The sequence below is a fragment of the Nocardia sp. CWNU-33 genome, assembly GCF_046764895.1.
In the GTDB taxonomy this organism is placed as follows: Bacteria; Actinomycetota; Actinomycetes; order Mycobacteriales; family Mycobacteriaceae; genus Nocardia.
The window spans coordinates 20,573-46,792 of record NZ_JBKOQN010000024.1 but is presented as its reverse complement, the minus strand read 5'-3'; the positions used below and the strand labels follow the sequence as shown (position 1 = coordinate 46,792).

At 66.5% G+C, this 26,220-nt stretch carries 22 protein-coding genes and 1 pseudogene; 11 read left to right on the top strand and 12 right to left on the bottom strand.

Annotated features, from left to right (window positions below; translation table 11 throughout):
* Positions 1-9 precede the first annotated feature (9 nt).
* The 8 genes from ACLMAL_RS27415 to ACLMAL_RS27380 all read right to left on the bottom strand — a co-directional run bounded on the left by ACLMAL_RS27415 (position 10) and on the right by ACLMAL_RS27380 (position 4,002).
* The gene (locus ACLMAL_RS27415; protein WP_412001709.1) at positions 10-654 is read right to left on the bottom strand and encodes a LysE family translocator; all 645 of its coding nucleotides are present in this window, start codon (positions 652-654) and stop codon (positions 10-12) included.
* A gap of 83 nt (positions 655-737) precedes the next feature.
* The gene (locus ACLMAL_RS27410; RefSeq protein ID WP_412001708.1) at positions 738-884 is read right to left on the bottom strand and encodes a hypothetical protein; all 147 of its coding nucleotides are present in this window, start codon (positions 882-884) and stop codon (positions 738-740) included.
* Between the two features lie 145 nt (positions 885-1,029).
* A complete protein-coding gene (locus ACLMAL_RS27405; RefSeq protein ID WP_412001707.1) occupies positions 1,030-1,404 on the bottom strand; it encodes a hypothetical protein in 375 nt (124 codons plus the stop codon).
* Positions 1,401-2,063, bottom strand: a complete 663-nt coding sequence (locus ACLMAL_RS27400; RefSeq protein WP_412001706.1) for a hypothetical protein — start codon at positions 2,061-2,063, stop codon at positions 1,401-1,403. The genes ACLMAL_RS27405 and ACLMAL_RS27400 overlap by 4 nt, the downstream gene beginning before the upstream one ends.
* Before the next feature lie 10 nt (positions 2,064-2,073).
* On the bottom strand, positions 2,074-2,511 hold the full coding sequence (locus tag ACLMAL_RS27395) for a LysR substrate-binding domain-containing protein (RefSeq protein ID WP_412001705.1): 438 nt from the start codon (positions 2,509-2,511) through the stop codon (positions 2,074-2,076).
* A 74-nt stretch (positions 2,512-2,585) separates the two neighbouring features.
* On the bottom strand, positions 2,586-3,011 hold the full coding sequence (locus ACLMAL_RS27390) for a pyridoxamine 5'-phosphate oxidase family protein (protein WP_412001704.1): 426 nt from the start codon (positions 3,009-3,011) through the stop codon (positions 2,586-2,588).
* A gap of 102 nt (positions 3,012-3,113) precedes the next feature.
* A complete protein-coding gene (locus tag ACLMAL_RS27385) occupies positions 3,114-3,467 on the bottom strand; it encodes an MmcQ/YjbR family DNA-binding protein (protein ID WP_412001782.1) in 354 nt (117 codons plus the stop codon).
* A gap of 142 nt (positions 3,468-3,609) precedes the next feature.
* Positions 3,610-4,002 carry a hypothetical protein gene (locus ACLMAL_RS27380; protein ID WP_412001703.1) on the bottom strand — a complete coding sequence of 131 codons (393 nt, stop codon included), beginning with the start codon at positions 4,000-4,002 and terminating at the stop codon, positions 3,610-3,612.
* A 97-nt stretch (positions 4,003-4,099) separates the two neighbouring features.
* Here ACLMAL_RS27380 and ACLMAL_RS27375 point away from each other — a divergent pair, with 97 nt between their 5' ends.
* Together ACLMAL_RS27375 and ACLMAL_RS27370 are read left to right on the top strand one after the other, a co-directional pair.
* Positions 4,100-4,744, top strand: a complete 645-nt coding sequence (locus ACLMAL_RS27375; RefSeq protein ID WP_412001702.1) for a class I SAM-dependent methyltransferase — start codon at positions 4,100-4,102, stop codon at positions 4,742-4,744.
* Positions 4,745-5,528: 784 nt separating this feature from the next.
* Positions 5,529-14,447, top strand: a complete 8,919-nt coding sequence (locus ACLMAL_RS27370) for an amino acid adenylation domain-containing protein (protein ID WP_412001701.1) — start codon at positions 5,529-5,531, stop codon at positions 14,445-14,447.
* 60 nt (positions 14,448-14,507) lie between these two features.
* Here ACLMAL_RS27370 and ACLMAL_RS27365 read toward each other — a convergent pair whose 3' ends face one another.
* A complete protein-coding gene (locus tag ACLMAL_RS27365) occupies positions 14,508-14,711 on the bottom strand; it encodes a suppressor of fused domain protein (protein ID WP_412001700.1) in 204 nt (67 codons plus the stop codon).
* Complete coding sequence (locus ACLMAL_RS27360; RefSeq protein ID WP_412001699.1) at positions 14,711-15,094, bottom strand: hypothetical protein; 384 nt, start codon at positions 15,092-15,094, stop codon at positions 14,711-14,713. The genes ACLMAL_RS27365 and ACLMAL_RS27360 overlap by 1 nt, the downstream gene beginning before the upstream one ends.
* A gap of 710 nt (positions 15,095-15,804) precedes the next feature.
* Here ACLMAL_RS27360 and ACLMAL_RS27355 point away from each other — a divergent pair.
* Positions 15,805-16,458 (top strand): annotated as a pseudogene (locus ACLMAL_RS27355) (dienelactone hydrolase family protein); the annotation flags it as partial.
* A 74-nt stretch (positions 16,459-16,532) separates the two neighbouring features.
* Here ACLMAL_RS27355 and ACLMAL_RS27350 read toward each other — a convergent pair.
* Entirely contained in the window at positions 16,533-16,865 is a 333-nt protein-coding gene (locus ACLMAL_RS27350; protein WP_412001698.1) for a hypothetical protein, read from the bottom strand.
* 14 nt (positions 16,866-16,879) lie between these two features.
* Between ACLMAL_RS27350 and ACLMAL_RS27345 the strand changes: the two genes are divergently transcribed.
* Entirely contained in the window at positions 16,880-17,749 is an 870-nt protein-coding gene (locus ACLMAL_RS27345) for a DUF6924 domain-containing protein (RefSeq protein ID WP_412001697.1), read from the top strand.
* Between the two features lie 36 nt (positions 17,750-17,785).
* Here ACLMAL_RS27345 and ACLMAL_RS27340 read toward each other — a convergent pair whose 3' ends face one another.
* Entirely contained in the window at positions 17,786-18,742 is a 957-nt protein-coding gene (locus tag ACLMAL_RS27340) for a LysR family transcriptional regulator (RefSeq protein ID WP_412001696.1), read from the bottom strand.
* Between the two features lie 64 nt (positions 18,743-18,806).
* Between ACLMAL_RS27340 and ACLMAL_RS27335 the strand changes: the two genes are divergently transcribed.
* From ACLMAL_RS27335 to ACLMAL_RS27305, 7 genes are read left to right on the top strand one after another with little or no spacing between them, the layout of a single operon-like run.
* Complete coding sequence (locus ACLMAL_RS27335; protein WP_412001695.1) at positions 18,807-19,967, top strand: XdhC family protein; 1,161 nt, start codon at positions 18,807-18,809, stop codon at positions 19,965-19,967.
* 57 nt (positions 19,968-20,024) lie between these two features.
* Positions 20,025-20,915, top strand: coding sequence for an FAD binding domain-containing protein (locus ACLMAL_RS27330; protein WP_412001694.1), 891 nt, complete (start codon positions 20,025-20,027; stop codon positions 20,913-20,915).
* A gap of 2 nt (positions 20,916-20,917) precedes the next feature.
* Positions 20,918-21,436, top strand: coding sequence for a (2Fe-2S)-binding protein (locus tag ACLMAL_RS27325; RefSeq protein ID WP_406230177.1), 519 nt, complete (start codon positions 20,918-20,920; stop codon positions 21,434-21,436).
* Positions 21,433-23,823 carry an aerobic carbon-monoxide dehydrogenase large subunit gene (locus ACLMAL_RS27320; RefSeq protein WP_412001693.1) on the top strand — a complete coding sequence of 797 codons (2,391 nt, stop codon included), beginning with the start codon at positions 21,433-21,435 and terminating at the stop codon, positions 23,821-23,823. Before ACLMAL_RS27325 ends, ACLMAL_RS27320 begins: the two co-directional genes overlap by 4 nt.
* 25 nt (positions 23,824-23,848) lie before the next feature.
* On the top strand, positions 23,849-24,733 hold the full coding sequence (locus ACLMAL_RS27315; protein ID WP_412001692.1) for an XdhC family protein: 885 nt from the start codon (positions 23,849-23,851) through the stop codon (positions 24,731-24,733).
* Positions 24,730-25,323 (top strand): NTP transferase domain-containing protein, encoded by a 594-nt coding sequence (locus ACLMAL_RS27310; RefSeq protein WP_412001691.1) that lies wholly within the window; start codon positions 24,730-24,732, stop codon positions 25,321-25,323. The genes ACLMAL_RS27315 and ACLMAL_RS27310 overlap by 4 nt, the downstream gene beginning before the upstream one ends.
* On the top strand, positions 25,320-26,207 hold the full coding sequence (locus ACLMAL_RS27305; protein ID WP_412001690.1) for an AAA family ATPase: 888 nt from the start codon (positions 25,320-25,322) through the stop codon (positions 26,205-26,207). The genes ACLMAL_RS27310 and ACLMAL_RS27305 overlap by 4 nt, the downstream gene beginning before the upstream one ends.
* Positions 26,208-26,220: the final 13 nt, after the last annotated feature.

The window sequence follows — 26,220 nt, the reverse complement described above, 5'->3', positions numbered from 1 at the left end:
CCGCAATGCTCACGGCGTCTCGGACAATGCCAGCTTCACTCCGAAAGCCAGCAGGACCGAGCCGGTCATCGCTTCCATCGCTCGCTTGACCGAGGGGCGGGCTATCCACGTTCTCGTGAACCGCACGCCGAATATCAGCACACTGAACCACAGCATTCCCTCGATGTCGTGGACCACCGCGAGCGCCACCCCCATCGCCAGGTGTGGCGCCTCCGGCGGGATGAACTGGGGCAGCATCGCGATGTAGAAGACGCCGATCTTCGGATTGAGGAGATTGGTGGCCGCACCGCGCGCCCACGCGCGCAGCAGGCCACCGCTCGCGTCGCCGGCGCCGTCGTCAACGCCGGCGGTGGACCCACGACCGCGCCACAGCGTGACCAAGGTCTTGACGCCGAGCCAGACGAGATACACCGCGCCCGCAATCCGCAACACCGTGTAGGCCAGATGCGAGGTGGTCAGCAATACCGAAAGGCCGCACGCCGCAGCCGCGCCCCAGACCAGCACACCGGTCCCCACGCCGAGCGCCGTCGCGAAGGCGTGGCGGGAGCCTCGGACAATGGCGGCGCGCAGCACCAGTGCGGTGTCCACGCCGGGAACCAGCGTGAGCAGTCCTGCCACAGCGGCGAAGGAAACCAGGCCCATCCAGACACTCATGGACTCAACTTACTTGCCTCAGCGCATCTTCCACGCGCTGTGCACGCACGGCCACGATCGTCGAGCCCGGAACGACGTTTGCCCTACTGGCACTCACCGATCGGGTGGTTGTCGGTCAGCTGGACGACCGAGGTCTGCTCGGGCCCGTCTATGGCGTCGAGCAATTCGATGGTTCCGGATCCGGCAAGGATTATCCCGGCGGTGGCGAGGATGAGCGCGGAAAGCTTCATCGTCGACCTCCCTCCACAGTGCTGAATGGTTCGATCCAACGTCTGCCATCGGAGGATGTCCACTGTTTGCGCAGGTAGGGCACGTCCTGATCGGTGTTCACACTGGCCAGTGTCAACACCGGCCCACCGCCGGTCCGTGCCCGGACTACAGCGGGTCGGAGATTTCGGGCACGGTGTCGGAAATTTCGGGTCTGTTGCGATGGGATGCGGCGATCAGCAGCAGCACCACGCCGGCGAGCACCGTATGTGCGGCCCACAGTGCGAGCCACGGCAGCAGGAAGCCCTCATCGGTGAACTGGCCACGATCGCCCACGCAATACAGCGTGAAATTTGTTCCGGTGCCTTCGGAGTCGACGAAGGTGTCCGATACGATCATCGGTTCGAGGTACGGTTCGGCGCAGAACAACGGTGCGGTCAGCTTCGCCTCTCCGGGCCAGATCGCAATCGGCAGTATGCATCCGACAATGGCGGTGCATGCCGCGATCGCGGCGAGGGCCATCGTCAGCTTCCCGAGACTCATGCCCGCTGCACCCGAATGAACGCTCCGGCCCTGTCGAACTGGGCGACCGCTGCGGCACGCGGCGAGGTGACGTTGACGGTGATCAGAATGTCGCGGCCGAATCGATTCGCCAAAATCGTTGATACATAGCCTTGTTCGAGCCCGCTGCGCGCGAGTGCGGTATCGACGACATCCTCGATCCGCGACAAGCCGGTCACCTCGCTGACCGCGAACGCCTCCCCGTCCAGATCGTCGGAGGCCGACACCTGCACCGGCGTAGGTTTGCTCAGCGACCCCTGACCGAACGTGTAGTCGTCGAGCTGCTCGGACTGCTGCGGTACCCGAATACGCAAGTGCGCCCACGCCTGCGGGCCCGCGAGGTTGTTTTTCTCGCTGAGGAATCGGGTGAGCTGGGGCGGCTGATCGGGCACGACGATCCGCAACTGCGACGAGTTCGGCGCGGTCAACAGGATGACGCTGGTCTGAAAGTCCGCCACCCCCAAGCGCTCCCGCAAGGCCTCGATCGCCGCGGCCGGCAGTGCGGTCACCAACCCGCCGCCCCGTTCGTGTACCAGGTTCTCGAAGTCGCCGCGATCGACTGCACCGATGCATCCCGTGGCAGTCAGCGCTACCACGCAGGCTCCCAGCATCGACGTACGCCATCTCCGGGTCTGCGTCATGGGGTGCATGCTAACGGCCATCGGTGTCGGAAGGCCGAAGTCCGTGCAGGCGACGCGCGTTGGCAGTGACGGCAGCGTGGAGTGCCTGTTCTGGAGCGGTCGGGTGGGTGCGGCGATGCATGAGGACGAATTCGAGGTCGCAGAGGGCAGGCAGGTGGGGCGCCTCGAGTTCGACGAGGCCGTCGGGCAGCAGGCTTGCGGCGTGGACGACGTAGCCGAGGCCGGCGAGCGCTGCGGCGCGCAGGCCGAGTTGGCTGTCGCTGACACAGGTGGTGCGCCAGACTCGGCCTGCGCGATCGAGTGCCTGTAATGCGATCCGTCTGGTGAGACTGGGCGGCGGGTACGTCACGAAGGGGATCGGATCGTCCGCAGCGGCAACGCCGGGCGGGCCTGCCCACACCAGGCGGTCGCGCCAGATCAGCTCGCCGGGGAGTCGATTGCCGAACACCAGGTCCAGCTCCGGGCCATCGGAACCCGCGCGGCCGCGCTCGGCGGCGCCGCTGTCGCGGCCGCGAGGGTGAGTCAGTTCAGCCAGTCGCCGATGCCACTGACTTTGGTGATGGTCACGCGGATGAGGTCACCGTCACCGGCCGCCGGATCGGAGAGGAAGTCGGAGTCGGGTCCTATGTAGAACTTGGCGAGCCGGTTCAGCAGCTCACGGCCACCGGGCCCGGCCACCACGGCATTGCCCTCGACGACCACGTATTCGGCGAGACCGTAGTCGTCGATCCGGCCGGACTGATAGGACACCGCGACGCGGGGATCACGTTGCAGGTTGCGGACATAGCGTTTGTCCAGGCCCATCGACCCGATAGTGAGTGCGTCGGCCTCGGCGTGGGTCCACACGCAGCGGACGTGCGGTGAGCCGTCGGCGTTGGTCGTGACCAGATGGGCGAGCAAACCGCCGTTGATCGCATCCACAGCCTTGGCAGGCAACGTAGTTGGCATGCCCGAGGTTAACCCGTCGGCACGGCCGAGGCGGCACGATCGCTCGCCGGCGTCGCGGCGGCTCGTGCCGCGGAGCCATGGGCGCGATGGATATGAGCCGCATTACGAATCGGACGTGGACGTGCTCGGGTGATCGTGCAGAAACTTCGGCACCACCATGCGCCACGCGTCGATGACGAGTTCGCGCATCTCCTGCTCGTCGATGGCGGCCGCCCAGCAGTCGACCCAGTTGTAGCGCTGATCCGACACCCGCGGCATCCGGAACTTCTCCGGTTCGGCCGCGATGAGCGCGGCGCGTTCCTGCTTGGGAAAGGCGAAGCCCATGACCGACTCGTCGCGGGAGAAAGCGAGATACACGATCCGACCGACGCGGAACTTGATGCGGTCCGCTACGACCGCCTCGTAGGAGCGAGGGAGGGTGAGTGCAAGTCCGCGCACGTCCTCGACGGTGACCATGCGCCGATCGTGCCACCGGGCACCGACAACTTTCATTTCGCATTCCTCCAGGGCTACCCGGCGGTATCGTCCGTGGCCTGAGGCTATCTCTCTGCTCGAAACCGCCGTCACCGTCGAGGAGGTCGCGATGCCGCGACGCATTTCAGGCCGCGCCCTGTGGCGCCACCTGCTTCGTGGATTGATCCTGTGCGGAGCGTGCTTCGGCGGATCGGCGCGGTGCTACGCGGAGTGGACTCGCGACAATCCCGCCGACGCACAGCCTGCCGCGCGGTGGGATTGGTCGGTTCCCCACGAGTGGTACGACATGGCGCATCGTCGCTGACGCATCGAACCCGGCGACCATCAGTACCGTCGTGTCGTCGATCCGTTGCGCAGCGCGCAGTGCGAACGACTCCTGCGGACGGATCGCGACGAGCTCGTCGGGAACGTTTCCCAGATGGCAGTCGCGCCATCCGGCGTACCAGATAGCCGCAATGGACTCCGCGTCTTCGGCCCGCGCCTCACGCAGCTCCACGGCCGCACCGGCATCCGTCATCTGCGCAATGTATCAGCGAGATTCGGCCGCGGTCACGGCCGAGAACGACGCGGCCCGGCGTTGACATGAATCGAAGTTGAGGTTGGACACTGGAGGGATGATCCAACCTGCCGAATTCTGGAATTCCGTCTATGACAGCGGTGCCGCGCCGTGGGTGATCGGAGAGCCTCAGCCCGCGATCGTCGACGTGATCGCACAGGGCCTGGTGCGCGGCGCGGTGCTCGACGTCGGGTGTGGAGCCGGAGAGCACACCATTCATCTGGCCCGGCTCGGCTACGACGTGCTCGGGGTGGATCTGTCGCCGAGCGCGATCGCCTACGCCAGGGCCAATGCGGAGGCGCACGGTGTCTCCGCGCGTTTCGAGGTTGCCGATGCACTGGATCTCGGCCGAGAACCCCTGTACGACACCATCATCGACAGCGCGCTGTTCCATGTCTTCGCGCACGACAACGGCGACCCGACCGACTACGTCCGTAGTCTGCACCGGGTGTGCAAACCCGGCGGGCTGGTCCATGTCCTTGCCCTCTCGACCGCCGAACCGGGTTTCGGTCCGCGCATCGGCCGCGAGGCCATTGCGGACGCGTTCGGTGACGGCTGGGTGCTCGAGGAGTTGCAGCCCGTTCGCTACCGTGGCCGTGTCACCGAGGTGGTTGTCGAGGCCGAGCAACTCGGACTCACCCCGGGCAGCGTGGTCGACGAAGCGGCTTGGTTGGCCAGGGTGCGCCGCGCCGAGAAGGAGTAGCGAAAGGCGAGCCGACCTGATCGTGTTGCTACGCATGAGCATTAGGAGGACGAGGCGGATTGCGGGCGGCTGTGCTCTGCCTCCGATGATCTCCCTTACCGATCTCCACATGCCCCAATGTGATTCCGGGAAATTGGAGCGAACCCTCGAGCCGATGGCCAAGACTCGAATAATGAAAGGCGGTGCGAATCGGGCACTTTGTGTTTGTTTTTCCAGGGAATGCGCAGTGCCCCCGATAATTCGCACCCGATTGCGTACCTGCTGATGTCGATGACCCAGAACTCATTGAGCAGATTCATGCCAGAGGGGGCGCTTCGGTGGCGGGTTGCATGCGTGAGGGAATCACACACACACTGCGTTGATGCTGTGGTCGACGAATTCTCTCTGTGAATTCGCGACGGGCTACCTCTTTGGCGGCGTAAGCCTCTACTGGTCATGCCGCAGGTCGACACCGGGAAATATAAACCTCACCTTTAGGTCGAGCCCAGATCTCTGCGACATTTTTTCGGCCATTTCGGCGTCGGAGGTGAACTTCTCGAGCATCGCATTTCGTTTTGTCGTGTAACACGTGAAGATCGGTGGCACGATTCACTGGTAGACGGGATTCGGTCCAGGCAGGTCGTATGCCCCACATGGTGAGGGATACGGCACCCCTTGGAACGTCATCCGGACAGTGGCGTCAGGATGTGATACGCGTGCAGCGAGAGATTCGAATGCAGCGATTTGCGGGAGCGTCCTTGCACCCGATGGTCGGGGGCAAGGAATAGCTCGAGCGAGGAACACAATGCGGCACCGACCGGCGGATGTAGACACCGATCCCACGACGACACGGGATATGGCGGCCGGTCCGTTTCCGCTTTCGGCGGCGCAGCGTGGCATCTGGTTCGCGCAGCAGATCGCCGGGTCGGTGCCGATCTCCATGGCTCAGTACATCGAGAGCATCGGCGACATCGACCTCGAGGCAATGATCGCTGCGAGTTGTCGCGCCGGACGTGAGTTCGGCACCGGCTACCTGCGTCTGATCGAGATCGACGGCATTCCGTACCAGGCGGTGGACCCGACGATGGAGACCGAGCAGGCGATCATTGATCTGCGTGCGGAACCGGATCCGATGCGAGCGGCCCGAGAATGGATGCACGCGGACTACACCGCGCCGCTGGATCTCCTGCACGACCGCCTGGTGAAGGGCGCCGGTCTGCGTATCGGCGACGACACCTGGCTGTGGTACTGCCGGATCCACCACATCGCGCTGGACGGCTACGCGGCCGCAACGATGGTCGGCCGGATCGCCGAGCTCTACACCGCCGCAGTCAACGGAACGCCGGAGCCACCGTCGCGGGCGCAGTGCCTGACCGACATCGTCGCTGCCGACGCCGCCTACCGCGATTCCGCGCGCTTTCGCGCCGATGGTGCGTACTGGGCCCAGCGGCTGGACGGGGCACCGACCGCGGTGAGCCTTTCCGGCGCGGTGGCGGTGGCGGACGCGCATCCACTGCTGGTGAGCGCAACCCTGCCGGAGGAAACCGCCGAGCTGCTCGAATCGGTGGCTCATGCGGCGAACTCGAGCCCGGCGCCGGTCCTGGTCGCCGCGTTCGCGGCGTATCTCGCCAGAGTCACGAGCGGCACCAGGGACAGTGAGAGTGACGATGTGTTGCTGAGCCTGCCCGTTTCGGCGCGCACCACCGCCGCACTGCGTCATTCCGGCGGCATGGTGGCCAATGTGGTGCCGCTGCGTATCGCCATCGATGAGGAAATCACGGTCGGCGCGGCCATCCGTGCCACGCAGCATGAGCTCACCGGTGCGCTACGCAGGCAACGCTATCGCCAGGAAGACATCTTCCGAGACCTCGGCTATGCCAGCGATCAAGCCGCGAGTTTCGGCCCCTCGATCAACATCATGGCGCTCGATACCAAAGTGGTCCTCGGCGAAGCCGTTGGTCGGCTGCGGGTGCTCACCTCCGGGATCATCGACGACCTGTTCGTCAATCTGTATCCGGGCATCGGCGGCGAGAGCGCCAATATCGATTTCCAAGCCAACCCGAATCTCTACACCGAGGCGGAGCTGGCACGCCACCATCAACGGTTCGTCGGCTACCTGCACCGGTTCCTCGCGGCCGGGCCGCAGCGGCCGGTGTCGTCGGTCGAACTGCTCGACTCCGGCGAGTACACCGAGCTGACGTCCGTGCGGGGGGCGGAACCGGTTGCGCCGCAATCCTTCCCGGAGCTGCTCGCACTGGGTACACGCTGTAATCCGCACGGCACCGCCGTTGTCTCGGACGAAACACAGCTGACCTACAGCGAACTCGATGCGCAATCGACTCGGCTCGCCCGGGTGCTCATCGCGCGCGGTGCGGGCCCGGAACGCACGGTCGCCATCGTGATCGGACGGTCCGTGCAGTCGGTACTCGCGGTGTGGGCGGTGGCGAAAACCGGCGCGGCATTCGTCCCGATCGACCCGATGCTGCCCGCAGATCGGATCGCCCACATGCTCGCAGATTGCGGCGCGGTCCTCGGATTGACCGTCACCGAGGCGCAGGCAGGACTGTCCGTCGGCATCGATTGGCTCGACTTGGACGACGCGCGCGTCGAAACACTGTGCGCACGGCAAGATCCGGCCCCGATCACCGACGCCGACCGCCGCGCCCCGATCCGCCTCGACAACACCGTGTACGTGATCTACACCTCCGGATCCACCGGGTTGCCCAAGGGCGTGGCCGTTTCCCATCGCGGACTGGCAACGTTGGTCGCCGAGTCGCGCCGTGCGCTGAACGTCGACGCGACATCCCGGCTCGGGCACGCGGATTCGCCCAGTTTCGACTCTTCCATCGAGGAACTGCTCGCAGCCTTCGCCTCCGGCGCCACCTCGGTGATCGTGCCGCCGCAGGCCTACGCGGGACCGGAGTTCGCCGCGGTGCTGCGCAGCAACGAGGTCACCCAGCTCTCGGTCGCCCCGGCCGTGCTCGCCTCGATCGACCCCGACGAGGTGCCCGCACTGCGTGCGGTGGTCGTCGGTGGGGACGTCTGCCCGGTAGACCTGGTGTCGCGGTGGGCCTTCCGGGTTCGCCTGGTGAACAGCTACGGGCCGACCGAGGCCACCATCGCCGCGACAATGCCCGACCCCATGCACGAGGATGCCCCGATGGCGATCGGCGGGCCGATGCCCGGGATGACGGCCGTCGTTCTCGACCGCAGACTACGTCCCGTCCCGGTGGGCGCCGCCGGTGAGCTGTACCTGATCGGCTCCGGCCTGGCCCGCGGCTACCTCGGCCGATGCGGCCTCACGGCGGCGAGTTTCGTGGCCGCGCCGTTCGCCGCGCCCGGCACACGGATGTACCGCACCGGTGACATGATGCGGTGGGCCGACCACGGACGCGGCCTCGAGCTGGAATTCCTCGGCCGCAGCGATCTGCAGGTGCAGATTCGCGGCCTGCGCATCGAGCCAGGCGAAGTGGACAGCTGCCTGGAGCGGCATCCGGAGGTGGCGATGGCGGTCACTGTCCCCGCTACCACACCGGCCGGCGGCACTGTGCTCGTCTCCTACGTGGCGCCCAAGTCGGAGACCGTGCCGGACCCGGTCGAGTTGAGGGTCTTCGTCGCCGATTTCCTGCCGGAGTACATGGTGCCCTCGGCCGTGGTGCTGCTCGCCGAGCTGCCGCTGACCACTGCGGGCAAGGTGGATCGCGCCGCACTGCCTACTCCGGATTTCGGTGCGCGCGACCAGGTCTCGCGACCGCCGGCGACACCGCGCGAACACCTGCTCGCCAGATTGTTCGCGGAGGTCCTGCGCCTGGACGAGGTGGGAGCAGAGCAGAGCTTCTTCGCGCTCGGCGGCGACAGCATCGTCGCAGTACAGCTGGTCGCGCGGGCGAATGCGGCCGGTCTGGCCTTCACCGCGCGGAATGTGTTCGAGCGAAAGACCGTTGCCGGCCTGGCCGCCGTCGCCACCGAGGTGGCCGGTGCGGCAGCGATACTGGAGGAGCTGCCCGGCGGCGGCATCGGCGTGATAGCGCCGATGCCGATCGCCGACGAGGTGCTGGCGCACGGCAACTTCGCCCGTTTCGCCCAAGCGGTGCTCGTCGAGCTCCCATCGGGCATCGACCGTGCCACTCTGAGCGCCACCTTGCAGGCGGTCATCGACCACCACGACATGCTCCGGTCCCGGCTGGCCCGGACCGGCGAAACATGGACAATGGTCACTCAGCCGGTCGGCATGGTGCGTGCCGAATCCGTGTTGCGGCACAGCCGCATCGACGCCGACGTCGATCGCTCCGAGTCCGACCGCGGGCCCGCCGCCGCACCGGACGGGGTTGCCGGTCGGGAAGCGCTTCCGAGCCTGGGCATTTCGTGTCGATCGGGTGACGACAGCGGCGAACATGCCGCCCAGGAAACTGCTGCCGGAAACGGCAGCTGGGCCGCGCGGGAGTTGCAACTCGCCGCCGACGAGTTGGATCCGGCCTCGGGCGACATGGTGCGGGCGGTGTGGCTGCAACGCGGTGGGGACCGACCCGATTCGTTGTGGCTGGTGCTGCACCACCTGGTGGTCGACGGGGTGTCGTGGCGGATCATCCTGCCGGACCTGGCAAACGCGTGGGGGCAGCTGATTTCGGGACGGCCGCCTGTGCTGGAACCGGTCGGTACCTCGCTGCGCCGCTGGGCGCGGGCAATGGCCGATGAGGCGGTACACCGGGTCCGGGTCGCCGAACTGCCCTACTGGCAGGAAGTACTCGACCTGCCGCACGCCGATCTCGATGTGCGACAGCTGGATCCGGTTCGCGACACCGTAGCGACCATGGGTCGTATCGATATCCGGGTGCCCGCGGACATCACGGCGGCCGTGCTCGGCACTGCGGTGGAACGCTTCCACGGTGGCGCCAACGACGTGCTGTTGACCGCACTCGCGTTGGCGGTGTCCCGCTGGCGAGCCGAACGCGGTGCAGTGGAGACCGCATGCACGCTGGTTGCGCTGGAAGGCCACGGCCGTGAGGAGGATGCCGCCCGCAATGTGGCAGCCCGCGGCGGCACAGGCGCTGCGCCGGGGCCGAGTGCCAACCCGGCGGATGCCGCCGCGAGTCCAGCTGTCGCACTGCGGGATACACCTGCACCGAGGGCCGATCTCGCCCGCACCGTCGGCTGGTTCACCACGGTGTTCCCTGTCGGCCTCGACCTCAGTGGGATCGATATCGACGACGCCTTCGCCGGTGGCTCGCATGCAGGCCGGGCGATCAAGCAAATCAAGGAGCAGTTGCGCGCAGTGCCGGACAACGGCATCGGCTACGGTCTACTGCGCCACCTCAACCCCGGCACGGCGACCGTGCTGGCCGACCGGCCCGCGCCGCAGGTCGGGTTCAACTATCTCGGCCGGGTCCCTACCCAGGGGTTATCGGGACCGTGGCTGCCCCGCCCTGTGATATCCGGTTGTTCCGGCCAGCCGTTCGCGGTTACCCAGGACGATGCGATGCCACTGCCCGCGGTGGTCGGTGTCGATGCCCTGTCCGACGGCCACGAGATCACCGCCACCTGGACCTTCGCCGCCGAGATCCTTGGCACGGACGAGGTCGAGGCACTAGCGCACCTCTGGGTCGAGGCGCTCGGTGCACTGGGCCGCCATGCTGAAACGGCCGAGGCGGGCGGACACACCCCGTCGGACTTCTCGCTCGCCGCCACCACTCAGCGGGATATCGACGGCTGGGAGCGGCGCTACCCGGCGTTGACCGATGTGTGGCCGCTTTCGCCACTGCAGTTCGGAATGTACTTCCATGCATCATTCGACAACGGCGTCGACGACTACGTGGTGCAGATCGTGCTGTCGTTGGCGCGAACCGTCGACGCTGATCGGCTGTGCCGCGCTGCGGCCGCGTTGCTGGCCCGCCACGACAGTCTTCGGACGGCGTTCGTCGCCGCCGACGGCGGGCCTCGGCAACTTGTCGTTGGGTCGACCGAGATCGGCTGGCGCACCACCGACCTTGCGTGGCTGCCGGAGGATTCGGCACACGCGGAATACCAGCGAATTATCGCCGAGGACAAGGAAATTCGCTTCGATCTGGCGCATCCGCCGCTGCTGCGACTGCACCTGATCCGGCTCGGCGCCGAGACCTATCGGTTGCTGTTGACCAACCACCACATCCTGCTGGACGGATGGTCGACCCCGCTGCTGGTGCGGGAACTGCTGACCCTGTACGCGACCAACGGCGATGCGCGCGGACTGCCTGCCGCGCCGTCATATCGGGATTTCCTTGCCTGGCTCGCGGCACAGGACGCAGAGGTGACCAGAAACGCGTGGGTCACCGCCCTTGCGGGGATCGACGCGCCGACCCTGGCCGCTGCGGCGGGTCCTGCCGCAGCGGCGGCCGGGCAGCTGTCGCGCGAGATCGACGTGCGAACATCGGCGGGGTTACAGGAGCTATCCCGGACACTCGGCGTCACCGTGAACACCGCTGTGCAGGCCGCATGGGCGCTGATCCTGCACGCTCGCACCGGCCGCGACGATGTCGTCTTCGGCGTCACCGTTTCTGGTCGCCCACCGCAGCTTGCCGGCGTGGAATCGACCATCGGCCTGTTCATCAACACGGTTCCGGTCCGGGTGCGGCTGGAGCCGGGCCTGACCGTCGCCGAACTGTTGTGCCGCATCCAATCCGAGCAGGCCGCGCTGCTCGACCATCATCACGCCGGTTTGGCCGACATCCAGCATGCCATCGGCCACCGCGAATTGTTCGACACCGCAACCGTGTTCGAGTCCTACCCGCTCGATCGAGCGACACTGGCCGAGGCGCCGGACATCGCGGGTATGCGGGTGCTCGATGTCACCGCCACCGACAACACGCCCTATCCGCTGTGCCTGCAAGTAGTGCCCGGCCGTGAGCGCGACGCCGAAGGCGAGCGGACCGAAACGCTGCGGGTGACGTTGAAGTATCGCGGGGGCGTCATGGATACCACTGAAGCTGCCGGGCTGCTCGACCGTTTCGAGGAGCTGCTGGCACAACTCGCAACTGCTACCGAGACCAAGCTGGCCGCTCTCGGTCCAGCCGCTGCCGTGGCGGTGGTCTCGGGACCGCCGGCGCCCGAGCCTCGGACGCTGCCCGCGATCCTCGACGCGGTCGTCACCAGCACGCCCGAGGCGATCGCGCTGTCATGCAATGGCATCGACCTGACCTACCGCGAACTGGACGTGCGATCGAATCAGCTGGCCCGGTTACTACTGGAGCATGGCGCCGGACCGGACAGCCGGGTACTGCTCGCCCTGGCCCGCTCGGTCGAATCGGTGGTGTCCGTGTGGGCCGTCGCCAAGACTGGAGCCGCGTTCGTCCCGCTCGATCCCGGCTATCCGGCCGACCGGATCGCCTACGTGGTTGCCGATACCAGGGCCGAGCTCGGTCTCACCACCACCGGCCACCGAGCGAACCTGCCGGACACGGTGGATTGGCTGCTCCTCGATGATGTCGCCACAGCGGCCGCCTCGGTGACCCGCTCGACCGCGCCGATCACCGACAGCGAGCGCGGCGGGGTGATGCACCCGGATCAGGCCGTCTACCTGATCTACACCTCCGGTTCCACCGGCACGCCGAAGGCGGTGCAGATCGGACATCGTGGCATCGCAGGTGTTGTTGCCGCCCAACAGGAATCGCTGCTGGTTGATCCCTCCGCGAGCGTGCTGCACGTGGCCTCACCGAGTTTCGACGCTTCGATGTTCGAGCTGCTGATGGCACACGGCTCTGGTGGGCGCATGGTGGTCGCGCGTCCGGATGTGTATGCCGGTGGGGCACTGGAAGATCTGTTGCGTGACGAACACGTCAGCCACATGGCGATCACCCCATCGGTGCTGTCCACCATGGAATCGGCGAATCTACCCGACCTGCGGGTGCTCGTTGTCGGGGGCGAGGCATGCGGTCCGGAACTGGTGACCAAGTGGGCGCCGGGCCGGCGCATGGTGAATGTGTACGGCCCGAGCGAATTCACGATCTGGGCAACCGGAAGCGATCAGTTGGCCGTGAACGAGCCGGTCACCATCGGCGCCCCGATCCACGGCGCGGCGGCGCTGGTGGTGGATTCCTGGCTGCGCCCGGTGCCCGCGGGCACGGTCGGTGAACTGTGCTTGGCCGGTCCCGCCTTGGCGAGTGGCTATCTGGACCGGTACGGCCTGACTGCCACGCGATTCGTCGCGAATCCGTTCGGCGACGCGGGCGGGCGGATGTATCGCACCGGAGACCTCGTGCGCTGGAGTGCGGACGCCCGCACGCTGGAATACGTGGGCCGCACCGATTTCCAGGTGAAGATTCGAGGCTTACGGGTCGAGATCGGCGAAATCGACAGCGCGCTCACCGGGCTACCGGATATCGAGTTCGCGATCACCACAGGGCAAGAAGGTCCGGCAGGCGCCACCGTGCTGGTCTCCTACGTGCTGCCCACCGACGGGATACGGCCGGATATCGATGAGGTACGCAGCCGGATCGCCTCGGTTTTGCCCTCCTACATGGTGCCTGCCGTCATCGTCCCGCTCGACAGCATCCCGATCACACCGGTCGGCAAACTCGACCGCGCCGCCCTGCCTGCACCGGACCTGCATGCCGGGCCGCGTCGCGCCTACCGGGCGCCGCGCACCGACCGCGAGCGGACCATCATCGACGTATTCGAGAAGGTGCTCGACATCGAAGGCATCGGCATCGACGATTCCTTCTTCGATCTGGGCGGCAATTCGCTCGGCGCGGTGCGGATAGCCCGGCTGCTCGGGGCAGCCTTGCACACCGAGATCGCGGTTCCAGCCGTGTTCACCGATCCGACCGTCGCCGGCTTGGCCGAATGCATCGACAAGGGTGTGGCGGGAGCGAAGAAACCGGCCGCAGCGCTTCGAGCGGCCCTGCAGGTGCTGCTGCCGATCCGCGCCAAGCTCGGAAGCATTGACCTGCCACCGCTGTTCTGTGTAGCACCTTCCTCGGGCGTGGCCTGGTGCTATGCCGGGCTGGGCGCGTATATCGACCCGCGCCGCCCGATCTACGGGCTGCAGTCGCCGACATTGACGGCCGAACCCGGCGACCACGGTCCGGCGACCATCGGCCAGTACGCCGACCGCTATGTACACGAGATCCGCAAGATCGCGCCGCGCGGCCCGTACGAACTACTGGGCTGGTCCTTCGGCGGCTTCGTCGCACACGAGATCGCGGCACGGCTGCGACGTGCCGGTGAACATGTGCGGCTGGTGCTGCTCGACACCGATCTGGCGGCGCGACACCTCGAGCCACCGGATCAGCTCACCTCCGGTCAATTCGTCCACGAGTTCGGTCCGTTGCTCGGCTTGCACGTCGAATCGAGTGAACTGAATGCCGCGGCGGCTGCCGCGGCGCTGCGGCACAGTCCGGCGGGCACACTCGACGTCACCGGCGCCGACCTCGAGCGGTGGATTGCCTCCTACAACGCGTCAGTGCGCATGGTCGGGTGCCATCGCCCGCGGCGATTCGACGGCGATCTGGTCTTCTTCGCCGCGGCACGGGACCACGAGGGCGCCGTGAAGGCGGACCCGAACGCAGCGGCGCGGTGTTGGCGCAGGCATGTCGCGGGAACCGTCGCCATCTATCCACTCGACGTCATGCACGACGAGATGACCACGCCCGAAGCGCTTTCCGAGATCGGTCGAGTACTCGAGGAACATGCCCAAGGAATCGGGTCCGACTTCGCGCGACGTGCCATAGGTGCGCTGCCCGGCGGACGGTGATCCGCAGAACGTCGCTGACGGTCCGCAACTCGACCCCAGCGCCGCTCGGCTTTGCGTGGCTCACACCACGGAGGGCCGATGGAGATCGAGTACGTCGGGCTGGGCGGACACGAACAAGTCCTCCAAAGCGTCCGAATCATGCGCCCGGACGTACTCCATCTCGGCGTCGCTGATCGCGACACCTTGCACCCACGCCACGGTCTTTCCGGTCATCGTCTGGGCCTCGAAGTCGGAATCGTCCCAGAGAAAAGGACTGACGAACATCAGGTGGGGGATGCCTGCGATTCGGCATCCGGACGCACGGTGGCGGGCGGCGCTTTCAGATCGTCCAAAGCTTGCCGGGTCTCCGGCAGCCGGACCTTTATCTGGTTTTTGGCTGCAAGGCCAGCGCTACGCGTGCTTCGGATGTGCTCCACATTTCGTGCGATTGCGCCCACTGGGAGGCGACTCTGCACTCCACCCTCCGCCGCCTTCATGATGCGCTTCGCGGTTTCGATGTCCAGTTGCTCGACTTTCGAGACCATGAAGTTCAGCTCCGCTGTGGGCGAATGGTAGATATGCGCGAGCACAAAGGGAGTCCGCTCGGTGAGCGTTACACCGACGCGCTGCGCGGCTTCTCGCCATGCCATGGCCAAAATATCAGTCATGGAACTGAGCTCCGCACCGCAAATGCCTTGCCCCACAGGGGCTCTGCAACCATCACCGCAGTTGTGCGGCCCGGTTGTCGTCATGGCTCGAATTGATGACGAGTCATGACCTTTTTTTGTGATGCTACCGCGCCGTCATGTGATGGATCGGCCGCGCCGCTGACCAGCGCCGGGGTATGACGCGAGTAACCAACTGCGGGGTCCCTACGGCGCGTTCATCTTCCAGCTGTTATGCGACCCGTCGATGGACCTGACCGGCTGATCGGTGCGGTGGTGATTTCCGCCACGCGGGGCGCCGATTCGACCATGTCAGTGTGCTTTTGCGCTCTCATGGATACCGCTCCGGCTCGGTGGTGCCTGGTCAACAACTACCCGGCGCGCCGATAGTGCCTGTGCTTCAGTTCGCTCGCTGTGCCGCAGTTCTGGTGCGTTGACGGCGGGAATGCTCGCGGCAAACACCTCCATCGCCTGAGCGTGGACGTTGCCACGCGAGTGCTCGGTGTCGGTACGTTCGTTGCCGCAGGCCTAGCCGGCCGCGACCCGACGCCCACCTCGGTCTGGCGCTAGAACGGGTGTGACAGTTCAACGCGCTGCTCGACCTCGCGGACTGCAACCTCGGTGCCTTACCGGAACAGCCATACCTCTTGCACATGACGGACTGGTCGAGTATTCCGGATACCAGGAGGTGTTCGATGCCGCCCTCTGCATCCGATCATTTGACGCGGACCGACGAGGTCACCGTGCCGTCGGAGCCCGCCCGGCTGGCGGGCCTACTCGCCGTCCCACAGAACGCCACTGCTCTGATCGTCTTCGCACACGGGAGCGGTAGCGGTCGGCGCAGTCCGAGGAACAGATTCGTCGCCGATGTGCTGAATCGTGCGGGACTCGCGACGATGCTGCTCGACCTGCTGACCGCGGACGAGGAGGGCGATCGTGCCCGCGTCTTCGATATCGAGATGCTCGCCCATCGTCTCGTCGACGTCACCCGTTGGCTGCGCACGCGGTCGGCCCTGAGCAGCCTTCCCACCGGATATTTCGGGGCGAGCACCGGAGCCGGTGCCGCGCTCTGGGCGGCCACCGAACCCGGCACCGAGATTGCGGCCGTCGTCTCTCGTGGCGGCCGCCCCGACCTGGCCGGTCCGCGGCTGGCGCTGGTCCGCACACCGACGCTGCTTATCGTCGGTGGTGACGACAAGCGTGTGCTGGAGCTCAATCGGGAGGCCCGGCTGCGAATGCCGTGTCCGAGCGAGATCGACGTTGTCCCCCACGCGACGCACCTGTTCGAGGAGCCCGGCGCACTCGAGCAGGTGGCGGATCTGGCCCTCGACTGGTTCGGCCGCCATCTCAGCGTTGCGAAGCCTTGAACACCATCACTCCACGGCAGGAGTTGCCGAAAGCGTTCACCTCCAATGAGGCTCACGCGTGGTGGAGCAGGTCGTCATGCGGAACCAGGCCGAGCGGCACCTACGTTCATGTCGGTGTACACGGCGTCTACTACTGCCCTGTGCGTGCGGTCTGCGTCGATGTAGTCCTCGCCGCTGCGTTCGGCCATCAGCAGCCAGAAACTCTTCGCGGTGAGGTCATGCAGGCTCATGCGCCAGACGTAGTCGGGCACCTGCGCGCGGATCTCGGTCAGTGCGCAGGTGGCGATACCGTGGCCCCACATGTTCTTCTGCACGTCGATGTTGCCAACGAACCGCGGCGGCACTGGTGGCAGATCAGGAAGCTGACCTTCCCGATCGGCCAACCAAACCGGCAGGCACACAAGCACGATGGGGGTTCTCCATGCAGCGTTCCAACCGGCCGCGTCTTGACGGCCGCACCCGGCCGCTCGAGATGAAGGAGTGGGGCGACCTGGCCGTCATGGACCCCGACGCCGACAAGCAGCCGCGCGGACGCGGGTTCCTGTCGGCCGAGAAAGACTGGCTGCACATCGACGCCGGAAGCGCCCTGGAGAACCCCATCGTGACCCTCTACGCCGGAGATGACCCGGGAGCAGAGAGCGGCTGGGACGAGGTCGAAGAGATCACCGTGATCTCCACGACCGGCTTCCTTGCCCTGTGCGACAGCGGATATGCGCCTCTGCGCGAAGAGAATCTCGCCACCGCAGGAGTCGGTCCCTATCTGATCCGCGTCCATGCCAGTGACCGGTCGTCGGACGGCAAGAAGCCCCGCTTCCTCATCCACGTCATCCCCGGCGAGCGTACGGCGGCAGAGCCCGAGCCGGCCTCCGCCACGATGGAGGAGGCCGCAGGTCCGCTCCTGGTGCGGACGTCCTTCGAGCAGCCAGATGGGTGGGCACGCCTGCTCCAGGCCCTCGAAGGATGCTCGGAACACTACGAGTCGATCACCGTCGTCGACAACCGCGCCTACGCGGGCTTCACGGCGGATCAGATCCAGGCGCGGATCGGGCGCGATGACGAGGACCGGCCCGACAGTACCGTCGTCCTCATCGCCGACGAGCGGGCACTGGCCTCCGCAGAGTCCCCGTTGCTGGCCGTGAACAACCTGCCCGACGATGACGACGATCCGTTCAGGATCACCCTCGCAGCGGCCGGTTCCTTCGTCGCCAACATGGAGCTGGCGAACACGAGCTTTGGTGAATGGGGCTGTGGCGTCGACGCCGACGGCGTCTATCGGGAAGAGCACTACTGATAGTGCCGGGCGAGCGCGGCGCGGCGGTGCCCGGGTTCAACTCCACAGCGTCACATGCACTTTCGGGCGGAACCGCGTCACGCCCACGCCGGACCCGCGGATCATCGCCTGCATGCATCGCGGGGTCGTGATGAACCGCAGCAGTTCCGACACCGCGGGCTGGCGGGTGTCGGGCGGCAGGGTGGTCGCGCACCACTCATCGGATACCTGAAGGCCGGGTCCCTTGATGTGGCTCAGCCGACCAGCCGCGAGGTCGGAGGAGACGGCGAAGCCGATCGTCAGGGTGATGCCGCCGACACGGCGGACCTCTTCGAGGGCAGCAGCATCGCTCTGGAAGATCCGCTGGTGTGATTCGGGAATGGCCAACTCGCGCAGCATCGTCGCGATGTGCCCGTCGACACTTCCGGCCCCAGGGCCCAGCATCCACTGCTGCTCCCGCAGCAGCGCCGGATGCGGCGCGACGTCCGCAAGTGGGCTGTCCGGGCGCGCGACCGAAATGATCTGATATTTCAGGAACGGTCGGGCGGTGAGGGTCGTGTCGGTGCCGTCTTGCCCCGGCCCCAGCGCGATGTCCACCGCACGGGACTCGATCAGGCTGCGGAACTGGCTGGTGGGATGCACACTCAGCTCGACCGAGAGATCCTTCGCGCGCGCCGCGAACAGGTCGATGAGGCCGGGCGCGGCATGTTCGGCGAACGCGCTCGATGCCGCGATGTGGAGCAGCCGTCGGCCGTGCGCCGCCTCGCTCACCTCGATGGCGGTCTGGCGCTGCAGTCCAAGAATCTCGATCGCCCGGCTGGCCAGGCGGAGCCCGCCGGGGGTGAAAGCCAGACCCGCCGCCGTGCGGGTGAATAGCGGGTCGTCGAGCTCCTTGCGCAGCTGGGCGATGTGCGTCGAGACACCGGCGTCGGTCATCCCCAGCTCTCTGGCCGCCGCACGGACGGAGCCGAGCCGCACCACGGTCGAGTAGGCCCGAAGCTGGGCGGGCGTCACAATCCGAGTCTAGTTTGGAGGTGGACGCAGCGCCGAGAGCCACACAGCGTCTGGAGGACGCATTATGCAGGACGTGCTCACGGATCTGATGACAACATGGAACGCCGGGGGCACGGCTGGGGTCGCGACGGTCGTGCGGACCTTCCGTTCGTCGCCGCGACCGCCTGGTGCGGCCATGGTCGTTGCCCCGGACGGGACGGTCGGCGGTTCGGTCTCCGGTGGCTGCGTCGAGGGCGCAGTCTACGAACTCGCCACCGATGTCGTCCGGAGCGGTCATCCGGTGCTGCAGCGGTACGGCCTCTCCGACGAGGACGCCTTCGCCGTTGGTCTCACCTGCGGAGGCATTATCGATATCTTCGTCGAAGCGATCTCCCGGGAGACGTTTCCGGAACTCGGCGAGGTCGCCGCGGACATCGCCGACCAGCGGCCGGTCGCAATCGCGACCGTTATCGAGCACCCCGACGCCGCCCGGGTAGGGCGACGGCTGTTGATCCGGCCGAGCAATGCACACGGCACGCTGGGGTCGGCGCGCGCCGACGATGCGGTGATCGATGACGCAGGCGGTCTGCTCGCGGCTGGCCGCAGCGAGGTGCTGTCCTACGGTCCGGACGGGCAGCGTCGCGGCGAGGGCATGGGTGTTTTCGTCGCCAGTTATGCCCGACAGCCGCGGATGCTGGTGTTCGGGGCGATCGATTTCGCCGCCGCCGTCGCCCAGCAAGGATCGTTCCTCGGTTACCGGGTGACGGTGTGCGACGCGCGGCCGGTCTTCGCCACCTCGGCCCGGTTCCCGACCGCCGACGAGGTTGTCGTCGACTGGCCGCACCGCTACCTGGCCGCGCAGATCGCGGCCGGGGCGGTCGACTCGCAGACCGTCGTCTGCGTGCTGACCCACGATCCCAAGTTCGACGTTCCGCTGCTCGAGGTGGCACTGCGCGCGCCGCAGATCGGCTACGTCGGCGCCATGGGGTCGCGACGCACGCACGACGAGCGGCTGTCCCGGCTGAGACAGGCGGGCCTCACCGACGAGCAACTCGCCCGACTTGCCAGCCCGATCGGGCTGGATCTGGGCGGCCGGACGCCGGAAGAGACGGCGGTGTCCATCGCGGCCGAGATCATCGCGCGACGCTGGGGCGGACACGGCCGCTCACTGGCCCAAACCGGCGGCCGGATTCACCACACACCGGTCGCGAACAGCGAATTAAGTGATTCCTTAAATCGGTCTTGACGACTGAATGGGCGGGGCAGAGGCTTGACGCATTCCCGCTGATGTGAGGTCGATCACATGCAAGTTCCTGGGCCATTCGAATACGAGCGCGCAACGGGCGTGGATCACGCCATCGGACTACTGGACCGGCTGGGGGAGGAGGCGCGCATTGTCGCGGGCGGGCACAGTCTGCTGCCGATGATGAAGCTGCGTCTGGCGAATCCGGAATATCTCATCGACATCAACGACCTGGCTGCCGAACTGGGTTACATCGTCACCGATCCGACCCTGGTACGAATCGGTGCGATGGTCCGGCATCGGCATGTGCTCGAGTCCGACGATCTCGCCGCGGTGTGCCCGATCTTCCGTGATGCCGAGCGCGTGATCGCCGATCCGGTCGTGCGCAACCGCGGCACGATCGGTGGTTCGCTGTGCCAGGCCGATCCCGCCGAAGATCTCTGCACGGTCTGCACGGTCCTCGGCGCCACCTGCCTGGTGCGCGGACCGTCCGGCGACCGGGAGATCGCGATGGACGACTTTCTGGTCGGTCCGTACGAAACCGCCATGTCGCACAACGAACTTCTGATCGAGATCCGAATTCCCGTGCGGCATAGGACATCGAGTGCCTACGCGAAAGTGGAGCGTCGGGTCGGCGACTGGGCGATCGCGGCGGCCGGGGCGACGGTGACGCTGCAAGGCGGGACGATCGCGGCCGCGCGGATCGGCCTGACGGCGGTCAATCCCGATCCAGCGGCGCTCGCCTCCTCGGTGGACGTGCTCCTCGGTGAGCCGCCTACCGAGGAGGTCTTCTCGGAGGCGGGCCGCCGGGCGAGCGCAGCGTGCGCACCTGGCTCCGATGCGCGCGGCAGCGCGGACTACAAACGCCATCTCGCGTCCGAACTGACGATTCGCGTGCTACGCACCGCGGTCGAGCGCGTTCTGAACCATCTTGCGCTGGAAGGGAATTAACCATGCAGGTAACCATGACCGTCAACGGCGAGCCGGTGACCGCGGAGGTCGAGCCACGTACCCTGCTCGTGCATTTCCTGCGAGACCAGTTGCGGCTCACCGGAACCCATTGGGGCTGTGACACCAGCAACTGCGGCACCTGCGTGGTGGAGGTCGACGGCGAACCGGTGAAGTCGTGCACGATGCTGGCCGTCATGGCCGGCGGTCGTGCGGTGCGCACCGTCGAGGGGCTCGAGGTGGACGGCCAACTCGATCCCGTGCAGGAGGGCTTCATGCAGTGTCACGGGTTGCAGTGCGGATTCTGCACGCCCGGAATGATGATCACTGCCCGCGCCCTGCTCGACCGCAACCCGAATCCCGACGAGCAGACCATCCGGGAGGCGATCTCGGGCCAAATCTGCCGCTGCACCGGATATACCACCATCGTGCGGTCGATCCAGTGGGCCGCGGCGAAGCAACGAGGCGAAGCAGCGGAGCCCGAACCCGTTGCCGCGCCGGCGCCGGTAGGGAGCGCGTCATGACCGCCGTCGAGTCCCGGCCCGAAGACCGTGTCGACAACGACCACAAGCCGTGCGGTCACGGCAGGATGCTCCGCAAGGAGGATCCGCGGTTCATTCGCGGACGCGGCAATTACGTCGACGACGTGTCGCTGCCCGGCATGCTGCATTTGGCGATCCTGCGTTCCCCGTTCGCGCACGCGCGGATCGTGAGCGTCGATGTCTCTGCGGCACAGGCACATCCGAAGGTCAGGGCGGTTGTCACGGGTGCGGATCTGGCGGCGAAGGGACTGGCCTGGATGCCGACGCTCTCCAACGATGTGCAGGCGGTGCTGGCGACGGATAAGGTCCGATTCCAGGGCCAGGAGGTGGCCTTCGTCGTCGCCGAGGATCGCTACTCCGCACGTGATGCGTTGGAGCTCATCAATGTCGAGTACGAGATGCTCGATCCGGTGATCGACGCCCGGACTGCACTGGCGCCCGAGATGCCGGTGATCCGCGACGATCTCGAGGGCAAGAAGGACAACCACTGCTTCGACTGGGAGACCGGCGACGCCGCCGCGACCGAGGCGGTATTCGCGCGCGCCGACGTCGTCGTCGAACAGGAGATCGTCTATCCGCGAGTGCATCCCGCCCCGATGGAGACCTGCGGGGCCGTCGCGGATCTCGATCCCGTGACCGGGAAGCTCACGCTGTGGTCGACGAGCCAGGCGCCGCATGCCCACCGCACGCTCTACGCGTTGGTGGCCGGATTGCCCGAGCACAAGATCCGGGTGATCTCACCCGATATCGGCGGCGGATTCGGCAACAAGGTGCCCATCTATCCGGGATACGTCTGCGCCATCGTCGGATCACTGTTGCTGGGCAAACCGGTGAAGTGGATGGAGGATCGCAGCGAAAACCTCACCAGCACCGGGTTCGCCCGCGACTACATCATGGTCGGCGAGATCGCCGCCACCGCCGACGGCAAGATCCTGGCCATCCGGTCGACCGTGCTCGCTGATCACGGCGCCTTCAACGGTACGGCCGCGCCGTTGAAGTATCCGGCCGGCTTCTTCGGCGTCTTCACCGGTAGCTACGACATCGAGGCCGCCTACTGCAAGATGACCGCGGTCTACACCAACAAGGCTCCTGGCGGCGTCGCCTACGCGTGCTCGTTCCGGATCACCGAGGCCGTCTACTTCGTCGAGCGGTTGGTGGATTGCCTAGCCTACGAACTGAAGATGGATCCGGCCGAGCTGCGGCTGCGAAATCTCCTTCGCCCCGAACAGTTCCCGTACCGCAGCAAAACAGGCTGGGTCTACGACTCCGGCGACTACGAGAAGACCATGCGCCTGGCGATGGAGATGATCGGCTACGACGCCTTGCGAAAGGAGCAGCAGGACAAGCGCGCCCGCGGCGAGTTGATGGGCATCGGGATGTCTTTCTTCACCGAGGCCGTCGGCGCGGGTCCGCGCAAGGATATGGACATCCTCGGACTCGGGATGGCCGACGGGTGCGAGCTACGCATCCACCCGACCGGCAAAGCCGTTGTGCGCATATCGGTTCAGACTCAGGGACAGGGGCACGAGACGACCTTCGCCCAGATCGTTGCCGAAGAACTCGGCATCCCGCCGGACGATATCGACGTGGTGCACGGCGATACCGATCAGACTCCGTTCGGCCTGGGCACCTACGGCAGCCGGTCGACACCGGTCTCGGGCGCCGCTGCCGCACTGGTGGCGCGGAAGGTGCGCGATAAGGCGCGGATCATCGCATCCGGCATGCTCGAAGTCTCCGTCGCCGACCTCGAGTGGGAGAAGGGATCGTTCCATGTCAAGGGCGATCCGTCCGCGGCCGTGACGATCCAGCAGATCGCGATGCGAGCACACGGCGCCGGTGATCTGCCCGAGGGTATCGAGGGCGGACTCGACGCGCAGATCTGTTACAACCCGGAGAATCTCACCTACCCCTATGGTGCGTACTTCTGCGTCGTCGACATCGACCCGGGGACGGCCGTAGTAAAGGTCCGGCGCTTCCTCGCCGTCGACGACTGCGGCACCCGGATCAATCCGATGATCATCGAGGGTCAGGTGCACGGCGGCATCGCCGACGGCATCGGCATGGCGCTGATGGAGATCATCGCCTTCGACGAGGACGGCAATTGCCTCGGCGGATCCCTGATGGACTACCTCATCCCGACGGCGCTAGAGGTTCCGCATCTCGAGACCGGGTACACGGTCACTCCTTCGCCGCACCACCCGATCGGCGCAAAAGGCATCGGCGAATCGGCCACGGTCGGATCTCCGCCAGCGGTGGTCAATGCGGTGGTGGATGCGCTGGCGCCGTTCGGAGTTCGGCACGCCGACATGCCGCTGACACCGTCGCGGGTGTGGGAAGCGATGCAGGGGCGGGCCACACCGCCTATCTGAGTGAGTGCGAGCGATGAGATCACCGATGAAGTTGACCGAGCGGGCACAGCAGCTGGTTCGCACCCGGACTCCGTTCGTGCACGCGACCGTCGTGCGCGCGCAACAGCCGACCTCGGCGCATGCCGGCGACGAGGCGATCCTGTTGCAAGACGGGACGATCGAAGGATTCGTCGGCGGCCAGTGCGCCCAGAACTCGGTCCGCAAGGCGGCGCTGGGTGCCCTGCAGTCGCATGAAAGTGTGCTGCTGCGCGTGCTGCCCGACGGCGATCTGCAGTTTCCCGAAGCGCCCGGCGCGGCGGTGGTGGTGAATCCCTGCCTGTCCGGCGGAGCGCTGGAGATTTTCCTCGAGCCGCAGATCCCGGCGCCGCTGGTGCGCATCTGCGGCGCGACACCCATCGCGGACGCGCTGGCCGAAATGTGCGAACTGGTGGGATTCGGGGTGCAGCGCAGTGCTGCCGGCGCCGACTCGCCGGCGGACACGACGGCGATGGTGATCGCGAGCCACGGTGGCCCGGAAGCCGAGATGATCCGCGCCGCGCTCGACACCGGTGTGGGGTATATCGGATTGGTGGCCAGCAAGATTCGGGGTGCATCGATTCTCGACGAGCTCGGGTTGAGCGAGGCCGAGCGGGCGCGCGTGCGCACCCCGGTGGGTTTGCCGATCGGCGCCAAGACCTCCGCGGAGATCGCCGTCTCGATTGTCGCGCAAGTGATCCAGGCGATCCGCAAAGATGGCCTGGCCGTCACGCCCCGCCCGGTGGATGTCGCGGTCGAGGCGCTCGATCCAGTGTGCGGCATGGCCGTGACGATCGGGCCGGACACACCACATCTCACTATCGACGATATCGACTACTGGTTCTGCAGCTCCGGCTGTCGTACCTCCTTCGCCGCGGCGAAGACGGGCTCATGACAACCGGGTTTGTCACCGGAGTCGTACTCGCTGCGGGAACCTCACGGCGTCTCGGCACTGCAAAACAGCTACTGCCGTACCGGAATACGACGGTTCTCGGCGCCACTCTCGACATAGTGCGATCTTGCGCTTTCGATCAGATCATCGTCACCCTCGGTGGCGCAGCGGCGGCGGTCCGGCAGCAGGTCGATCTCAGCGGCATGGAGGTGGCCATGGCCGACAACTTCGAGTCGGGCTGTTCGTCGTCGTTGCGTTCGGCACTGAGCGCGGTGCATCCCCGGGCCGCCGGAGTCGTGCTGATGCTCGGTGATCAGCCGGGTCTGTCGGAGGCGACCGTCGACCGACTGATCGAAGAGGGAATGTCGGCCGCGATCACGGTCTGCCGCTACAACGACGGTATCGGGCATCCATTCTGGCTGAGCCGCAGCGTATTCAGCGAGTTGGCCCGATTACACGGCGACAAGGCCGTGTGGAAGATCATCGAGTCGGGCCGCGTCATGGTGTCCCGACTCGACATCGACGCACCGATGCCCTTGGACGTGGACACCTGGGACGACTACGAGCGCCTGCGTGCCGCGGCGTCGCCATGATGTCGCCGTTCGACGATGTCGAGGACGTGGTGCGACGATTCGACGCCGACGACTACCTACTCGATACCGGGACCGCCGCCGCCTTCTATCTGGCCACCACTTTGGGTCGGCCGCTGCTGCTGGAAGGCGAACCGGGAGTGGGCAAGACGACGGCGGCGAAGACCCTGGCCACCGTGCTCGGTGCACCGCTGATCCGCCTGCAGTGCTACGAGGGCCTCACCGTGAGCGAAGCGCTGTATGACTGGAACTACCAGCGTCAGCTGCTCAGCATCCGGCTCGCCGAGGCGCGCGGCACCGATCTCACCGAAGCCGACCTGTTCACCGAGGCATTCCTGGTGGACCGCCCGATCCTGCGCTGTGTGCGATATCGCGGTCCGACGCCGCCGGTGCTGTTGATCGACGAAATCGACCGTGCCGATGACGAATTCGAAGCGCTGCTGCTCGAATTCCTCGGTGAGGCCACCGTGACAGTTCCCGAACTCGGGACCTTCGTCGCCGAACACCCGCCAACCGCGGTGCTGACCTCGAACCGCAGTCGCGACCTGCACGACGCGCTGCGCCGGCGCTGCCTCTACCACTGGATCGACTACCCGGAGCCCGCCCGCGCGGTGGCGATCGTGCGACGCACCGTGCCCGGGGCAACCGACGCGCTGATCGAGCACGCCACCCGATTCGTCGGCCGTGCCCGCGATCTCGATCTCGACAAGCCGCCCGGCGTCGCCGAGACCATCGACTGGATCGCCGCGCTGGCGACGCTCGACGTCTCCGATCTCACCGCGCCGGAGGCGGTGACCGCGCTGAGCGCACTGGCGAAGACACCCGACGACCGCGCCACCGTGCACACGGCATTCGTCGAGTACACCCAAGGCTTGGCTACCGGATGAGAGGGATACTCCG

Bases quoted from the DNA above. Each gene is read 5' to 3' on its own strand.
- ACLMAL_RS27415 (WP_412001709.1), bottom strand. From the start codon at position 654: ATGAGTGTCTGGATGGGCCTGGTTTCCTTCGCCGCTGTGGCAGGACTG.
- ACLMAL_RS27410 (WP_412001708.1), bottom strand. From the start codon at position 884: ATGAAGCTTTCCGCGCTCATCCTCGCCACCGCCGGGATAATCCTTGCC.
- ACLMAL_RS27405 (WP_412001707.1), bottom strand. From the start codon at position 1,404: ATGAGTCTCGGGAAGCTGACGATGGCCCTCGCCGCGATCGCGGCATGC.
- ACLMAL_RS27400 (WP_412001706.1), bottom strand. From the start codon at position 2,063: ATGACGCAGACCCGGAGATGGCGTACGTCGATGCTGGGAGCCTGCGTG.
- ACLMAL_RS27390 (WP_412001704.1), bottom strand. From the start codon at position 3,011: ATGCCAACTACGTTGCCTGCCAAGGCTGTGGATGCGATCAACGGCGGT.
- ACLMAL_RS27385 (WP_412001782.1), bottom strand. From the start codon at position 3,467: ATGGTCACCGTCGAGGACGTGCGCGGACTTGCACTCACCCTCCCTCGC.
- ACLMAL_RS27380 (WP_412001703.1), bottom strand. From the start codon at position 4,002: ATGACGGATGCCGGTGCGGCCGTGGAGCTGCGTGAGGCGCGGGCCGAA.
- ACLMAL_RS27375 (WP_412001702.1), top strand. From the start codon at position 4,100: ATGATCCAACCTGCCGAATTCTGGAATTCCGTCTATGACAGCGGTGCC.
- ACLMAL_RS27370 (WP_412001701.1), top strand. From the start codon at position 5,529: ATGCGGCACCGACCGGCGGATGTAGACACCGATCCCACGACGACACGG.
- ACLMAL_RS27365 (WP_412001700.1), bottom strand. From the start codon at position 14,711: ATGTTCGTCAGTCCTTTTCTCTGGGACGATTCCGACTTCGAGGCCCAG.
- ACLMAL_RS27360 (WP_412001699.1), bottom strand. From the start codon at position 15,094: ATGACTGATATTTTGGCCATGGCATGGCGAGAAGCCGCGCAGCGCGTC.
- ACLMAL_RS27345 (WP_412001697.1), top strand. From the start codon at position 16,880: ATGCAGCGTTCCAACCGGCCGCGTCTTGACGGCCGCACCCGGCCGCTC.
- ACLMAL_RS27335 (WP_412001695.1), top strand. From the start codon at position 18,807: ATGCAGGACGTGCTCACGGATCTGATGACAACATGGAACGCCGGGGGC.
- ACLMAL_RS27330 (WP_412001694.1), top strand. From the start codon at position 20,025: ATGCAAGTTCCTGGGCCATTCGAATACGAGCGCGCAACGGGCGTGGAT.
- ACLMAL_RS27325 (WP_406230177.1), top strand. From the start codon at position 20,918: ATGCAGGTAACCATGACCGTCAACGGCGAGCCGGTGACCGCGGAGGTC.
- ACLMAL_RS27320 (WP_412001693.1), top strand. From the start codon at position 21,433: ATGACCGCCGTCGAGTCCCGGCCCGAAGACCGTGTCGACAACGACCAC.
- ACLMAL_RS27315 (WP_412001692.1), top strand. From the start codon at position 23,849: ATGAAGTTGACCGAGCGGGCACAGCAGCTGGTTCGCACCCGGACTCCG.
- ACLMAL_RS27310 (WP_412001691.1), top strand. From the start codon at position 24,730: ATGACAACCGGGTTTGTCACCGGAGTCGTACTCGCTGCGGGAACCTCA.
- ACLMAL_RS27305 (WP_412001690.1), top strand. From the start codon at position 25,320: ATGATGTCGCCGTTCGACGATGTCGAGGACGTGGTGCGACGATTCGAC.